General features: G+C 71.2%; 14 protein-coding genes and 1 pseudogene. 14 read left to right on the top strand and 1 reads right to left on the bottom strand.

The features are described from left to right. Positions 1-23: 23 nt before the first annotated feature. A complete protein-coding gene (locus AB0I03_RS21530) occupies positions 24-1,499 on the bottom strand; it encodes an aminopeptidase P family protein (protein ID WP_360415529.1) in 1,476 nt (491 codons plus the stop codon). A 155-nt stretch (positions 1,500-1,654) separates the two neighbouring features. Between AB0I03_RS21530 and AB0I03_RS21525 the strand changes: the two genes are divergently transcribed. From AB0I03_RS21525 to AB0I03_RS21460, 14 genes and pseudogenes are all read left to right on the top strand, one after another. Then, a complete protein-coding gene (locus AB0I03_RS21525) occupies positions 1,655-1,960 on the top strand; it encodes a hypothetical protein (protein WP_360415527.1) in 306 nt (101 codons plus the stop codon). Continuing rightward, entirely contained in the window at positions 1,957-2,352 is a 396-nt protein-coding gene (locus AB0I03_RS21520) for a hypothetical protein (RefSeq protein WP_112140276.1), read from the top strand. The genes AB0I03_RS21525 and AB0I03_RS21520 overlap by 4 nt, the downstream gene beginning before the upstream one ends. 32 nt (positions 2,353-2,384) lie before the next feature. Further along, positions 2,385-2,852 (top strand): PH domain-containing protein, encoded by a 468-nt coding sequence (locus AB0I03_RS21515; RefSeq protein WP_360415524.1) that lies wholly within the window; start codon positions 2,385-2,387, stop codon positions 2,850-2,852. 342 nt (positions 2,853-3,194) lie between these two features. After that, positions 3,195-3,881: a translation initiation factor IF-3 gene (gene infC, locus AB0I03_RS21510; RefSeq protein WP_360415679.1), complete on the top strand. Its 687-nt coding sequence runs from the start codon at positions 3,195-3,197 to the stop codon at positions 3,879-3,881. Positions 3,882-3,964: 83 nt separating this feature from the next. Next, positions 3,965-4,159: a 50S ribosomal protein L35 gene (gene rpmI / locus AB0I03_RS21505; protein ID WP_270114111.1), complete on the top strand. Its 195-nt coding sequence runs from the start codon at positions 3,965-3,967 to the stop codon at positions 4,157-4,159. Positions 4,160-4,210: 51 nt separating this feature from the next. Further along, a complete protein-coding gene (gene rplT / locus AB0I03_RS21500; protein ID WP_360415522.1) occupies positions 4,211-4,594 on the top strand; it encodes a 50S ribosomal protein L20 in 384 nt (127 codons plus the stop codon). Further along, positions 4,595-5,485, top strand: coding sequence for an RNA methyltransferase (locus AB0I03_RS21495; protein ID WP_360415520.1), 891 nt, complete (start codon positions 4,595-4,597; stop codon positions 5,483-5,485). Between the two features lie 64 nt (positions 5,486-5,549). Beyond that, the gene (gene pheS / locus AB0I03_RS21490; RefSeq protein WP_360415518.1) at positions 5,550-6,611 is read left to right on the top strand and encodes a phenylalanine--tRNA ligase subunit alpha; all 1,062 of its coding nucleotides are present in this window, start codon (positions 5,550-5,552) and stop codon (positions 6,609-6,611) included. Positions 6,612-6,614: 3 nt separating this feature from the next. After that, positions 6,615-9,110 carry a phenylalanine--tRNA ligase subunit beta gene (gene pheT / locus AB0I03_RS21485; protein WP_360415516.1) on the top strand — a complete coding sequence of 832 codons (2,496 nt, stop codon included), beginning with the start codon at positions 6,615-6,617 and terminating at the stop codon, positions 9,108-9,110. Positions 9,111-9,246: 136 nt separating this feature from the next. Then, the gene (locus AB0I03_RS21480) at positions 9,247-10,842 is read left to right on the top strand and encodes a penicillin-binding transpeptidase domain-containing protein (RefSeq protein WP_360415514.1); all 1,596 of its coding nucleotides are present in this window, start codon (positions 9,247-9,249) and stop codon (positions 10,840-10,842) included. Positions 10,843-10,856: 14 nt separating this feature from the next. Further along, a pseudogene (locus AB0I03_RS21475) lies at positions 10,857-11,414 on the top strand (phosphatase PAP2 family protein); the annotation flags it as partial. Between the two features lie 187 nt (positions 11,415-11,601). After that, on the top strand, positions 11,602-12,048 hold the full coding sequence (locus tag AB0I03_RS21470; RefSeq protein WP_360415512.1) for a DUF4190 domain-containing protein: 447 nt from the start codon (positions 11,602-11,604) through the stop codon (positions 12,046-12,048). A gap of 193 nt (positions 12,049-12,241) precedes the next feature. Beyond that, on the top strand, positions 12,242-13,477 hold the full coding sequence (locus AB0I03_RS21465) for a histidine kinase (protein WP_360415510.1): 1,236 nt from the start codon (positions 12,242-12,244) through the stop codon (positions 13,475-13,477). Continuing rightward, positions 13,474-14,115, top strand: coding sequence for a response regulator transcription factor (locus tag AB0I03_RS21460; RefSeq protein WP_360415508.1), 642 nt, complete (start codon positions 13,474-13,476; stop codon positions 14,113-14,115). The genes AB0I03_RS21465 and AB0I03_RS21460 overlap by 4 nt, the downstream gene beginning before the upstream one ends. Positions 14,116-14,183: the final 68 nt, after the last annotated feature.

The raw sequence follows: 14,183 nt of genomic DNA, 5'->3' as shown, positions 1-14,183 counted from the left end.
CATAGGATATATCCTATAGGATCTTAGGCCGCCAGGCGGGGACCCGCGGCCCGCTGCTCGCCGAGCCAGGACTCCACCTCGTCCGCCGTGCGCGGCAGCCCGGCCGAGAGGTTCTCGCAGCCTTCGGCGGTGACCCGCACGTCGTCCTCGATGCGGATGCCGACGCCGCGCAGCTCCTCGGGCACCAGCTCGTCGTTGGCCTGGAAGTACAGGCCCGGTTCGACGGTGAGCACGAAGTCCTCCTGCACCGCGCCCTTGTAGTAGTGCTCGGGGCGGGAGTTCGCGCAGTCGTGCACGTCGAGGCCGAGCATGTGCCCGAAGCCGTGCAGGGTCCAGCGGCGGTAGATCAGCGAGTCCTTGTCGAGCGCCTCGTCGACAGAGCCCGGCAGGACCCCGAGGTCCTTGAGGCCCTCGGCCAGCACCCGCATGCAGACCTGGTGGATCTCCTGGAACTCGGTGCCGGGCTTGATGACGTCCATGCCCGCCTGCTGCGAGGCGTGCACGATGTCGTACACCTCCCGCTGCAGCGGCGTGAAGTTGCCGCTCACCGGAAGCGTGCGGGTCACGTCGGCGGTGTAGAGGTGGTTGTTCTCCACGCCCATGTCCATGAGGATCAGCTCGCCCGGCGTGGTGCGGCCGTCGTTGGTGATCCAGTGCAGGGTCGTCGCGTGCGATCCGGCGCCCACGATCGAGTCGTACCCGAGGCCGTTGCCCTCCAGGCGCGAGCGCAGCCCGAACACGCCTTCCAGGGTGCGCTCGGGGATCGAGCCGCTGGAGGGCAGCACGCGCGCCACGTCCTCGAAGCCGCGCACCGTGATGTCGACCGCGTTCTGCAGCTGCTCCAGCTCCCACGCGTCCTTGACCAGGCGCAGCTCCGAGAGCACCGCGGCGAGTTCACCGTCGCGGGTCAGCTGCGGGTGGCCCTCGGCGCCCAAGGCCGGCTCCTCGGCCGCGAAGCGGGCGTCCACGCCGGCGTCGAAGCCGCGCAGCACGCGCACCTTGCCGCGCTCCAGGCCCTGCAGCTCGCTCTCGAGCCGCTCCACGTCGCGGACCTCGATGCCCAGCTCCACACTGGTCTCCTGCAGGGAGCGCTTGCGGCCGATCCACAGCTCGCCGTACTTCGCGGAGCGGAAGAACTCGTCCGAGTCGTAGCCCTTGCGCGGGCGCCGGTACAGCACCGCGTCGTGGCCCGACCCGTTCGAGTGCAGCACGAGCACGCCCTCGGGGTCGAGGTCGCCGGTGAGCCAGGCGAAGTCCGAGCCCGCGCGGAAGCGGAAGAAGGTGTCGTTCGAGCGGGTCTTCTCGTACCCGGTGGGAACGACGACCGTCTCGCCCGGGAAGGCCGCCGAGACCGCCTCGCGGCGGCGGGCCGTGTAGGCCGCCTGCGCCGACTCGGCCACGTCGAGCTCCGTCGCGCCCCAGCCGGTGCGCATGAAGTTCAGGAACTTCTCGGGGAACTTGGGGTCGTGTGGCCGCTCGCCGGACTTCTTCTCAGCCATGACAGGTCCTTCCCATCCAGGCGGTGCAAATGTTCGGCTCGCAAGCTTCGCCGAATGAGCATTGAGGTGGATGTGCCTCACCACGACGGTACTACTGACGTGAGAGCGCGATGGCGGCTAGTGCGAACGCCTGAGCCACCGCTACCCTGGAAATCGTGACCGATCGCGCCAATTCGTCGCTCAATCCTCCCGCCGGCGCGGGGGCCGGGCCCACGAGACCGAGCGTCACGCTCTCCGGCTCCCAGCTCGAGCAGATCCGCCGCCTCGTCGCGGTCGGACGCGCCCCCTCCGTCGACGAGTACGTCGCCGCCGCCGTCGCCGAGCGCCTCGAGCGCGACCGCTCGCTCAGCGAACTCCAGGACCTCTTCGAGCGCAAGGGCAGCGCCCCCAGCGCCGAGCACCTGGCCTGGGCCCGCGAGAAGCTCGGCGTCGACGACAAAGAAGGAGAGGCCGATACGTGATCGGCGGCCGCATCCTGGACGTGTCCGCGATCGTCGGTTTCGCCACCTCCATGCCGTACCCGCAGGCCGTCGTCTTCACCGCGCTCGAGCAGAACGTGGTCCTCGCGATCCCCTCCGGGGCCCTCGCCGAGGCCTGGTCGCAGGCCCGCCGCCGCGACCGCGACGCCCTCCTCGTCCTGCTCGGCCTGCCCGTCACCGTCGTGATGGACCTCGACCAGAAGTCCGCCCGGGACGTCGGCCTCATGCTCTCGCGCTCGCGCCAGCACGGCAACATCGCCGCCGGGCACGTCGCGTGGTGTGGCCTGAACCGCCCCGGCTGGCCCATCGTGACGGGCGAGCCGAAGACGCTGCTTGCATTCGACTCGAGCCTCGAGATCGACCAATTGCCTTGAGCCGCGAACCGAAGGACAATGGAGGAGCGCGCGTGACCGCCGTACAGGAGCAGACCATGAGCGATCTCGGTCAACTTGACTACCGACCCCGCAAGTCCCGCATCGGCGCCTGGATCGGCGCGGCCGTCGCGTTCGTCGGCTTCACCGCCCTCTCCTTCACCCTCGGCAGCCAGACCTTCGAGGGCGGCGCGATCACCTGGGCCGACCAGGCCGCCATGATCGGCCTCGGCGTCATCGGCGCCGGCATCGCCCTCAGCTTCCTGCGCCTGCGGGTGCGCGCCGACGAGAAGGGCATCGAGGTGACCAACGTCGCCTCCAAGCGCTACTTCCCGTGGCAGCTCGTCACCGCGATCAACTTCACGGACAAGATGACTTGGGCCACCGTGGAACTCGCGGACGACGACGAGATGTCGATCATGGCCGTCCAGGTCAGCGACAAGGAACGCGCTGTGGCGGCGATCAAACACCTGCGAGCACTCTTGGAGCAGTCCCGCAGCTAGGTGCTAGTATTGCGTGTCGATCGCACCGTGCCGTCCCAGACGGCGAACGGTGCCGCAAGCGGAGTCCAGCTCCCACCCGCAGCCGGGACCCCCTCACGGGGGCGCCGACAGGTGAACGGGTCACGTACGGCGACATGATCGCCGTGCCCTTGGAGTGGACCCTGGCTGACGCCGGGGTCTTTTCTTTTGGGGACCTCACTCGCGTGAGGCCTGTGCTGGGTCACGCTTGCACCGACAAGCCGCCGGGGCTCCCGCCCCGACGACCGGAACAGCCACAGGGGCGCCGATCTCAGCATCGGCGAGCATCGCGAACACCAAGGAGGCCCCATCAGCGATCTGCGTATTAACGACCAGATTCGGACCAAGGAAGTGCGCCTGGTCGGCCCGGCAGGGGAGCAGGTCGGCATCGTGTCGATCGACAAGGCCCTGCAACTGGCCGCCGACGTCGACCTGGACCTGGTCGAAGTCGCACCCACCGCCCGTCCGCCGGTCTGCAAGCTCATGGACTACGGCAAGTACAAGTACGAGTCCGCCCAGAAGGCCCGTGCCTCGCGCCGGAACCAGCAGCAGACCGTCATCAAAGAGATGAAGCTCCGGCCGAAGATCGACAAGCACGACTACGAGACCAAAAAGGGTCACATCGTGCGGTTCCTCACGGCCGGGGACAAGGTCAAGATCACCATCATGTTCCGCGGTCGCGAGCAGTCGCGCCCTGAGCTCGGCCGGCGCCTGCTGGACAAGCTCGCGGAAGAGCTGTCCGACCTCGCGATCATCGAATCGGCCGCGAAGCAGGACGGCCGCAACATGATCATGGTCGTCGCGCCGATCCGCCCCAAGGGCGAGATCATCAAGGCGAGCGGTGGCAGTGGTGGCGGACGCAAGAGCCGCGGCGGCGACGCCGAGCAGGCCGAAGCGGCCCCGGAAGCGGCCCCTGAGGAGACTCCGGCGGAGGCTCCCGAGGAAGCCGTGGCAGAGGCCCCTGAAGAGGCTCCTGCGGCGACGCCCGCCGAGAAGCAGCCCGAGGCCTGACCCCGAGCACCTGACTCACCGGCCGGTAGCGGGCGCCGCAGTGCGCCCGCCCCGACCGGCATTGAACACAGAGGAGAAGCACGATGCCGAAGATGAAGACCCACAGCGGTGCCAAGAAGCGGTTCAAGGTGACCGGCTCCGGCAAGCTGATGCGCCGCAAGGCCGGCAAGAACCACCTCATGGAGCACAAGAGCGGTCGGTTCAAGCGTGAGCAGCAGGGCCGCGGCGAAGTCGCCCCCGCCGACCAGAAGCAGGTCCGGAAGCTGCTGGGCCTCTAAGCCCACGCTCCGTTTGACACCCATCCGCTTTTAACGCAAGGAGACTGAACTGTGGCACGCGTCAAGCGTTCGCTGAACGCCAAGAAGAAGCGCCGCGTCGTACTCGAGGAGGCCAAGGGCTACCGCGGGCAGCGCTCGCGCCTGTACCGCAAGGCCAAGGAGCAGCTGCTCCACTCGTACACGTACTCGTACCGCGACCGCAAGAACCGCAAGCGCGAGTTCCGCAAGCTGTGGATCACCCGCATCAACGCGGCCGCCCGTGCGAACGGCATCACCTACAACCGCTTCATGCAGGGCCTGTCCCTCGCTGAGGTCGAGGTCGACCGCAAGATCCTCGCCGAGCTGGCCGTCAACGACGCGGCGGCGTTCACCGCCCTCGTCGAGGTCGCCCGCAAGGCCCTCCCCGCGGACGTCAACGCTCCCGCCGAGCAGTAGATGCCACTTGACCCACCCGGGACGGACGCGCTCACCGCGCGATCGTCCCGGGTCGTCAATGCCCGGAAGCTGCAGCGCCGCCGCGCCCGCGACAAGGCCGAGCGGTTCCTCGCCGAAGGGCCGCAGGCCGTCCGCGAGGCCATCGGCGCCGGGGTGGTGGAAGACCTCTTCTACGACTTCGACGCCGACACCCGCCACTCGGACCTGATCGACGCCGCCGTCGCCGCGGGCGCCCACGTGCACGCGTGCACCGACGACGGCCTGGCCGCGCTCGCAGAGACCGTGACCCCGCAGGGGCTCGTCGCCGTCTGCCGGTTCCTCGAGCAGAGCCTTCCGGAAGAGCCGCGCCTGGTCGCGGTGCTCCACGGCATCACCGACCCCGGCAACGCCGGCACGGTGCTGCGCGCCGCCGATGCGGCCGGGGCCGACTGCGTGGTCTTCGCGACCGACTCGGTCGACCCGTACAACGGCAAGTGCGTGCGCTCCTCCGCCGGGAGCCTGTTCCACCTGCCGGTGGTGCGGGCCGCGGACACGGCCGACGCGCTCGACCTGTTCCCGCACGCCCAGATCCTCGCCGCCGCCGCCGACGGCGACGACCTGTACGCGCTCGACGCCGCCGACGAGCTTGCCGCGCCCACGGTGTGGCTGTTCGGCTCCGAGGCCCATGGTCTCGATGAAGCCACGGCCGCGCTCGCGCACCGCAAGGTCGGCGTCCCGATCTGGGGCAAGGCCGAGAGTCTGAACCTCGCAGTCGCCGCTGGTGTCTGCCTTTATGCGAGTGCTGCCGCCCAGCGCAGGAAGTTAGAATGGCGTCATGTCAATCGGCTCTCGCGAATTTATCCAGCCCGCCGGGTGCGGGCTGTGGCGTTAGTCGTCCACGTCTTCCCCTAGCGGGCTGCGGCCGAGCCGCCTGCCTTCCTTAGACTCCTTTAGGTCCCGCCAGGAGAAAGACGTTATGAGCACAGACAATGAGGCTGGCCTGCTCCAGCCCGAGGCCCTCGCCGGGGCCGTCAAGGACGCCGCCGCGATCATTGCGGCCGCCTCCGACCTCGAGGAACTCGCCGCGGCCAAGTCCGCCACACTCGGCGACAAGGCCCCGGTGTCCTTGGCCCGCAGGGCGATCGGTTCGATCCCGGGCAAGGAGCGCGGTGAGGCCGGCCGCAATGTGAACGCCGCCCGCACCGAGATCACCGGCCTGTTCGAGGCCCGCGAGGCGATCCTCAAGGCCGCCGAGGCGGCCCGGATCCTCCGCGAGGAGACCGTCGACGTCACGGCCCGCACGCCCCGCCGCCGCCAAGGCGCGCGCCACCCGATCAACGTCCAGATGGACCGCATCGCCGACCTGTTCGTCGCCATGGGCTACGAGATCGGCGAAGGCCCCGAGGTCGAGCTCGAGTGGTTCAACTTCGACGCGCTCAACATCCATCCCGACCACCCGGCCCGCACCATGATGGACACGTTCCACATCGCGGACGGCAAGGGCGGGTACGGCTCGAACATGGTGCTGCGCACGCACACCTCCACGGTGCAGATCCACACCATGCTCACGCAGGAGCCGCCGATCTACACGGTCGCGCCCGGCCGCGTGTACCGCACCGACGAGGTCGACGCGACGCACTCGCCGGTGTTCCACCAGACCGAGGGCCTCGTGGTCGACAAGGGCATCACCATGGCCGACCTCAAGGGCACCCTCGACCACTTCGCGAAGTCGGTCTTCGGCGCCGAGGCGATCACCCGCCTGCGCCCCTCGTACTTCCCGTTCACCGAACCGAGCGCCGAGGTCGACGTCTGGTTCGCCGCGCACAAGGACGGGCCGCGCTGGATCGAGTGGGGCGGCTGCGGCATGGTCAACCCGCGCGTCCTGCGCGCCTGCGGCATCGACCCCGAGGTCTACTCGGGCTTCGCGTTCGGCATGGGCGTGGAGCGCGCGCTCATGCTGCGCCACGGCATCACCGACCTGCGCGACATCATCGACGGCGACGTCCGGTTCCCCGCCGGGCTGAAGGTGGAGGAGTAGACGATGAGGATTCCCGTTTCCTGGCTCGCCGAGTACGCCGCCCTGCCCGCGGACCTCACCACGGAGGCGCTCGACGCCGCCCTGGTCGAGGCCGGGCTCGAAGTCGAAGAGGTCGACGACCTGCGCGGCCGCGTGACCGGCCCGCTCGTGGTCGGCCGCGTCGCCTCCATCGAGGAGCTCACCGAGTTCAAGAAGCCGATCCGCCACTGCTGGGTCGAGGTCGGCGAGGCCGAGCCGCGCTCGGTCATCTGCGGCGCGCGGAACTTCGCCGAAGGCGACCTCGTCGTCGTGGCGCTGCCGGGCGCCGAGCTGCCCGGCGGCTTTAAGATCGGCTCGCGCAAGACCTACGGCCGCCTCTCCGACGGCATGATCTGCTCGGCCCGCGAACTCGGCGTCTCCGACGACCACGAGGGCATCATCGTGCTCGAGAGCGGCACCGTGGGCGAGGACGCCCGCCCGCTGGTCGGCCTCGACGACGTCGTGTTCGAGCTGGCGATCACCCCGGACATGGGCTACTGCTTCTCCGTGCGCGGCATCGCCCGCGAGGTCGCGCACCGCCTCGGCGTCGCGTTCACCGACCCGGCCGCGAAGGCCGCCGAGCCCGCCGCGACCGAGCACCCGCCCTACCCGGTGCGGGTCGAGACCGACGGCTGCACGCGCTTCACGCTGCGCGAGGTGCGCGACGTGGACGCGAACGCCGAGTCGCCGGAGTGGATGGCCAAGCGGCTCACCCAGGCCGGGATGCGCCCGCTGGGCCTGGCCGTGGACGTCACGAACTACCTGATGCTCGAACTGGGGCACCCGCTGCACGCCTTCGACCGCGACGCGCTCGAGGACGTCATGGTCGTGCGCCGCGCGAAGCCGGGCGAGACGCTGACCACTCTGGACGGTGTGGAGCGCAAGCTCGACCCCGAGGACATGCTGATCACCGACGGCACCGGCCCGCTCTCGCTCGCGGGCGTCATGGGCGGCCAGACCTCCGAGGTCGGGCCGAACACGCGCAACGTGCTCATTGAGGCGGCGCACTGGAACCCGACGGCGATCGCCCGCACCTCACGGCGGCACAAGCTCACCTCCGAGGCGTCCAAGCGCTACGAGCGCGGCGCGGATGCGGCGATCTCGCTGCTCGCCGCCCAGCGCGCGGCCGACCTCCTGGTCGAGTACGGCGGCGGGACCCTTGTGGACGCCGTGGCCGACATCGACGACCGTGAGCCCGCGACGCCGATCGTCATGCCCGTGGACCTGCCCTCGCGCACCGTCGGCGTGGACTACGGCCGCGAACTGATCGTGGCGATGCTCGAAGCCGCCGGCTGCGAGGTCATCGGCGGCATCGTCAAGGAGGGCACCGTGGAGGGCGGCGACGTCCTCACCGTGGTGCCCGCGTCCTGGCGCCCCGACCTGACCGACCCGGCCGACCTCGTGGAGGAGGTGGCCCGCCTCCACGGCTACGGCCACATCCCCTCGAGCATCCCGCGCGCGATCGCCGGGACCGGCCTGACCGCCTCGCAGCGGCGCCGCCGCCGCGTGGCCCGCGCCTTGGCGGACCACGGGTTCACCGAGACGTACACGTTCCCGTTCGTCTCCCGCGACCGCGCCGACGAGCTCGGCCTGGACGAGAAGGACCCGCAGCGCGAGGCCGTCGCCGTGCTCAACCCGCTCGACGACGCCGCGCCGCTGCTGCGCACCACCGTGCTTGCGAGCCTGGTGAACGCCGTCCGCCTCAACCTGGCGCGCGGCGCGAAGGACCTCGCGGTCTTCGAGGAGGGCCTGGTCTTCCAGCCCGCCGAGGGCTGGAGCGACCTCGAAGTGGTCGCGCTGCCCGTCTCCAAGCGGCCCGAGGACGAGGCCATCGCGGCCGCGATCCGGCGCCTGCCCGTGCAGCCGCGCCATGTGGCGGCGGTGCTGTGCGGCCAGGCCGTGCCCTCCGGCGTCGACGCGCCCGGTCGGGCCGCGGACTGGGCCGACGCGGTCGAGGCCGCCGAGGTCGTGGCCGCCGCATCTGGCGTGGATCTTCAAGTCGCCCAAGGGGAGGCCGCGCCGTGGCACCCCGGCCGGTGCGCGGAGCTGCGGGTGGACGGCGTCGTCGTCGGCCACGCGGGCGAACTGCACCCGGAGGTCTGCGAGCGCCTGGGTCTGCCCCGGCGCACTGCCGCGATGGAGCTGGACTTGACGGCCCTGCCGCTGCCGGACCTGGCGCCCGCGCCGGTGATCTCGCACTTCCCGGCCACGCTCATCGACGTGGCGATCGTCGTCGCCGAGTCGGTCCCGGCCGGCGAGGTCGAGGCGGCCCTGCGCGAAGGCGCGGGCGAACTGCTCGACTCGCTGCGGCTCTTCGACGTCTACCGCGACGCGAAGCTCGGTGAGGGCAAGAAGTCGCTCGCCTTCAAGCTCGAGCTGCGCGCCGCCGATCGGACGCTCACGAACGAGGAGGGCGTGGCGGTGCGCGACGCCGCAGTGGCGGTCGCGGCCGAGCGGTTCGGTGCGGCCATTCGGGACTGACCTCCGAAAATGCCTTGGGGCGCGTCATCGCAGGTGCGATGGGGCGCCCCATTTGCATGTCCAAATCGGATGGTTACGCGCAGTTAACACTGAGCCGGGGGTTAGCGGATGGTCCGCGCCTTTTAAGGTACGTGGTGTGAATAACGGGAACCCCTCTCGCGTCGGCAGGCGGCGGAGGCGGACCGGCTCGGAGCAGGGCGGTTCGCCCGGGCACCGCAGAGCCGGAGCCCGCGGCGCCGGCTACAGCGGCAGACGCCGCGCGGCCGGCGCGTCGGCCGTCGCGATCCCCTTGCCCGGCAAGCTGGACGACCTCGAACTCAACCGGCTGCACCTGGCCGTCGCGGGAGCCGTGGGCCTCGTGATCGCCATCGGCGTCACCATCGTGCTCGCCAACCTCCCCGGCGGCGGCGCGGGCGGCGCCGACCAGGAGGACGCCGCCTACCTCTACGCGGGCGGCCAGGCCCTCCCCGCCGACTTCGCCGACCGGCACCCCTCGCTGGTCGAGCAGATCAACGCCGAACTCGAAGCGCGCTACGGCCTCACCCCCGAGCAGCTCTACGACGAGGCCTCCCGGCCCGACGGCCTCCGCGTCGTCCTCACCCTCGACCAGGCCCTCCAAGAGGCCGCCGAGCAGACCCCCGGCGAGGCCGGGGTCGTCGCCGTCGAGCCCGGCACGGGCGCGGTGCGCTGCTACTACGGCGCCGAGCGCACCAGCGGCACCGACCAGATCGGCGCCGCGGCACCCCACCCGCCGTCCTCGGTGTTCGACATGATCACCGCCGCCACCGCACTCGAAGGCGGCGCCTCCATCGAGTCCTGGTGGAGCGACGGGGACGCCGACGTCAACCTCGCCACGGCCGTCCAGGAGTCGCGGACCGACGCGATGGACGCCATCGCCGGGAAGTACGGCGTCGACGCGGTGCTCGAGACCGCACACCGCATGGGGCTCAACGCCATCGCCGACGGCGAGGGCACCGTCTACGACCTGAGCGCAGGCGAGTACGGCGGGCTCGACGCCGCCGACTTCGGCACCTACCCCGTGAGCGTCGTCGACATGGCGAGCGTCTACGCCACCATCGCAGCGGACGGCCTCCAGGCCGACACCCACTTCATCGAGCGCGTCATCGACGCCGACGACGCGGAGGTCCCGCCCGAGCAGGAGGTCGCCACCAACCAGGCCCTCGCCGACACCACCGCCCAGGACCTGCAGTACCTGGGCCTGGGCGAAGCCGAGGCGATCGAGGACCGCGACTTCTTCGGCGCGGGCGCCGACTACCACGGCGAGACCACCCAGTCCTGGTTCGTCGGCGCGATACCGCAGCTGAGCGTCGCCGCCTGGGCCAACGGCGAAGCCGCCGCCGACGGCGGGGTCTCATTGTGGCGCAGCGTGATCGACACCGCCATCGAAACGAACGACTACGAGGCCGAGCGGCTGCCCGGGGCCTCCGGCGAAGGCGAGGACCTCACCGAGGACATCGTCGGCGACGACGGCCAGATCGACCCCGACAGCGCGTACTGCGAGGCCAACCCCGACGCCGACGGCTGCGGCGGCGCGACCTCCGCCGCACCGAGCGCCTCCGGCTCGCCCTCGCCCGACGACACCAGCGAGGAGCCCGAACCCGACCCGGACCCCGACCCGACGTCGTCCGAACCCGAGCCCGAACCCTCGACTTCCGACGAGCCCGACCCGGAGCCGTCGACCTCAGAGGCGTGCAACTGGCCTTGGTGCTGACCTCCTCGGATACGATGCCGCGCATGACTCCGAACGGCTTCCCGCGGTCGCGGCTGCTCCTGATCCTCTCGATCGCCGTGCCGCTGGCGGTGCTCGGCGACGCGATCTGGGTGCGCACCGACCCCACCGGGCCGCCGTGGCAGGGCCTCGACGACTGGTGGAACGGCCTCGTCGGCGGCCCGGCCGACACCCCGCTCTGGCGCGCGGCGGCGTTCTTCGACGTCCTCGGCGGCGAACTCGGCCTGGTCCTCGGCGTGGTCGGCGTGATCGCGCTGCTCTTCGTCCGGCGCTGGCGCTCGGCCGTCTACGCCGTCGCGGCCATCGCGGCGACGAAACTCGTCACCGACGCGATGAAGGCCGTGGGGGAGCGGCCCCGCCCGGCCGACATCATGGTGGACACCGGCTCGTGGGCGTTCCCCTCGGGGCACAGCTCCCGCATGGCCGCAGTCGTGGTCGTCATCGCCGTGCTCGTGGTCCCGGCCCGCCACCTGCGGCGCTGGTGGCCCGCGGCGGTGGTGCTGACGTGCGCCATGATGCTCTCCCGGAACTGGCAGCACGCCCACTGGCTGACCGACACGCTCGCGGGCGCGGCCACCGGCGCGGCCGTGGCCGTCTTCACCTGGTGGGCGTTCACGCCCCTGCTCGACCGCGAGCGGGCCCTGCGTGACGGCACCGCGTTCGAGACGGCGGGCGCTGGGGCACAAGAGGCTGGCTCGGAGCGCTTAAGCTGGTGGCAGTTCATTCTGAGAGGTGCCCCCGATGACCATGCCCGACCCGTACTCCCAGCCGCAGGAACCGCAGCAGCCGTACCAGCAGCCCGCCCCGCCGCCGTACGCGCCGTACCCGCCGCAGCCCTACGGGTACCCGCCCTACGTGCCGCCGCGCCCCACGAACGGCATGGCGATCGCGGCGATGATCTGCGGGATCGTCGGCGTGTGCAGCCCGATCGGCATCCTCGGACTCATCTTCGGCAGCATCGCGAAGCGCCAGATCCGCGAGACCGGCGAGCAGGGCGAGGGCATGGCCACGGCGGGCGTCGTGCTCGGCTGGATCGGCGTCGCCGCGACCATCGTCTTGATCGCGTACTACATCATCATGTTCGCGTTCATCGGCTCCGCGGTGAACGAGCTCGAGAACGGTGACTGGTACAGCGACTTCCCCACCGACGAGCCGACCTGGGCCCTCAACCTGATCGGTGTCCTTTAAGGATGCATTCTGACGTGGCGACCGCCGTGTTCTCGGCCGCGAGGACCGCGAACACGACGGCCGCGGCCGGGCGGCCCACGCTCCGCAGGGCCGGCGCCGGGTGGTGCGCTCGAGGCGGGTGCGACCAAAGTCGGAGGCGCGGTTAGGCATCCAGACTGAGGCCGGGACCTCCCGGACATGATGGGATGGGACCATGACCAGCCCGCCGCCCCGTCCCCTCGCCGACCGCTTCCGCGGCGTGCAGCGCTCCGCCGTGATCGCCGCCGTCCTGCTGTTCGCCGTGGGTTCGGCCCTGCTCGCGCTCGGCAGCTACGAGCGGTTCGGCATCGAGGTGCCGCAGGCGGTGCGGTTCGTCCCGCTGGCCCTGGTCTGCGCGGGCGTCGTAGTGCGGCGCACCTGGCCCGGGATGGCGCTCGCCTTGGGCCTCATCGGTTTCGGCATCGAGGTCGCGATCGGGTTCTCGCTCGCGGTCGTGTTCGTGTTCAGCGAGAACCTGTACGCGTACGCCCGGTACGGCTCACGGCGCGGACTGCGCGCCATGGTGCCGATCGCGGTCGCCGCGGTGCTCGCCACCGGGATCTACATCGCGGCGACGGACGGCAGGGCCGCCGCGGTCATCAGCATGCTGGCCATCAGTGCGCTGGTCCTGATCTCGCCGATCTTCTCGGCGATCATCGTGCGCCAGGCCCATGAGCGGGCGGCGCTGGAGTCCGAGCGGGCCGAGCAGGCCACCCGCCTGGCGGACGTGCGCCGCCGCGAGGCGGTGCTGCGCGAGCGCACCCTGATGGCGCGCGAACTGCACGACACCGTCGCCAACTACCTGTCGGCGATCGCGTTGCAGTCCACGGCCCTCCAGGCCCGCAAGGACCTGGACGCCGAGACGGTGCGGACCTCGGTGGCCGCGATCCGCTCCTCGAGCGTGGAGGGCCTGGCGGAGCTGCGGCGCATCATCGGCCTGCTGCGGGCCGACGGCGGCGCGGGCGAGGAGCTGGCGTCGTTCCGGCTCGACCAGGTGCCCGAGCTGGTCGAGCGGATGCGCAAGGTCGGCCTCGACGTGGACTTCGCCGTGGAGGGGCCCGCGCGGGCGCTGCCGGGCGAAGTGGAGCTCACCGCCTACCGGGTGGTGCAGGAGGCGCTGGCGAACGTGCTGAAGTACGGCTCGGACGCCTCGGTCGCGATCCGCTACGAGGATGCGTGGATCGTCGTGGAGGTCGAGAACGCAGTGCGCCCCGGCGCCGGAGACGTGCTCAGCGGAGGCGCGGGCCTGGTCGGCATGACCGAGCGGGTGCGCATCCTCGGCGGCGAGGTGCGGGCCGGGCCCGAGGGCCGCCGCTGGCGGGTCCGCGCCGAGATCCCCACCGGGGGACTCGAGGAGCCGCCGCAAGCGCCCGCAGCAAGCCGATTCCCGAAACGGAGTGCACAACGATGATCAAGGTCCTGCTCGCCGACGACCACGCGGCGGTCCGCGCCGGACTGCGGATGCTCCTCGACAGCGCCGAGGAGATCGAGGTGGTCGGCGAGGCCGCCGACGGGGTCGAGGCCGTCGCGCTCGCGAGGGAACTCCACCCCGATGTGGTCGTCATGGACGTCCGGATGCCCCGCAAGGACGGGATCGCCGCCGCGGCCGAGCTGCGGGGCGTCGCCGACGTGCTGGTGCTGACCAGCTACGGCGAGGACGAGAACGTGTTCGACGCGCTCCGGGCGGGGGCCAGCGGGTTCCTGCTCAAGGACGCGGACGCCGAGACCCTGGTCGAGGCGGTGCGCACGATCGCGCGCGGCGACGGCCTCATCTCCCCGGCGGTCACGCGCGGCCTCATCGCCGAGTTCGCGCGCTCGCGCCCGGCCTACGCCCCGATCGCGGTCGACGGCGCCGGGCTGGCGAACCTCACGCCGCGCGAGACCGAGGTGCTCGCGCTCATCGGCGAGGGCATGTCGAACGCGGAGATCGCTGGCGAACTGGGCATGGCCGAGGCGACGGTGAAGTCGCACGTCACGCGCGTACTGGCGAAGCTCGGCCTGGCCAGCCGGGTGCAGGCGGCCATCTTTGCTCGCGAGCAGGCGCGTTGAGAGCAGGGCGCGGCGTTGGGCGGCCGGCGGTCGGTCGTCGCGCGCGAACAGGGGCGATGATCACGTCC

Origin of the sequence: Glycomyces sp. NPDC021274, from assembly GCF_040641195.1 — a bacterium.
In the GTDB taxonomy this organism is placed as follows: domain Bacteria; phylum Actinomycetota; class Actinomycetes; order Mycobacteriales; family Micromonosporaceae; genus Glycomyces.
Note: the sequence above shows the minus strand (reverse complement) of the source record. Positions and strands in the feature narration are given on the sequence as shown.

Excerpts from the sequence above, each read along its gene's own strand:
- AB0I03_RS21530 (WP_360415529.1), bottom strand. The coding sequence starts at position 1,499 with ATGGCTGAGAAGAAGTCCGGCGAGCGGCCACACGACCCCAAGTTCCCC.
- rpmI (WP_270114111.1), top strand. The coding sequence starts at position 3,965 with ATGCCGAAGATGAAGACCCACAGCGGTGCCAAGAAGCGGTTCAAGGTG.
- AB0I03_RS21495 (WP_360415520.1), top strand. The coding sequence starts at position 4,595 with ATGCCACTTGACCCACCCGGGACGGACGCGCTCACCGCGCGATCGTCC.
- pheS (WP_360415518.1), top strand. The coding sequence starts at position 5,550 with ATGAGCACAGACAATGAGGCTGGCCTGCTCCAGCCCGAGGCCCTCGCC.
- pheT (WP_360415516.1), top strand. The coding sequence starts at position 6,615 with ATGAGGATTCCCGTTTCCTGGCTCGCCGAGTACGCCGCCCTGCCCGCG.
- AB0I03_RS21470 (WP_360415512.1), top strand. The coding sequence starts at position 11,602 with ATGACCATGCCCGACCCGTACTCCCAGCCGCAGGAACCGCAGCAGCCG.
- AB0I03_RS21465 (WP_360415510.1), top strand. The coding sequence starts at position 12,242 with ATGACCAGCCCGCCGCCCCGTCCCCTCGCCGACCGCTTCCGCGGCGTG.
- AB0I03_RS21460 (WP_360415508.1), top strand. The coding sequence starts at position 13,474 with ATGATCAAGGTCCTGCTCGCCGACGACCACGCGGCGGTCCGCGCCGGA.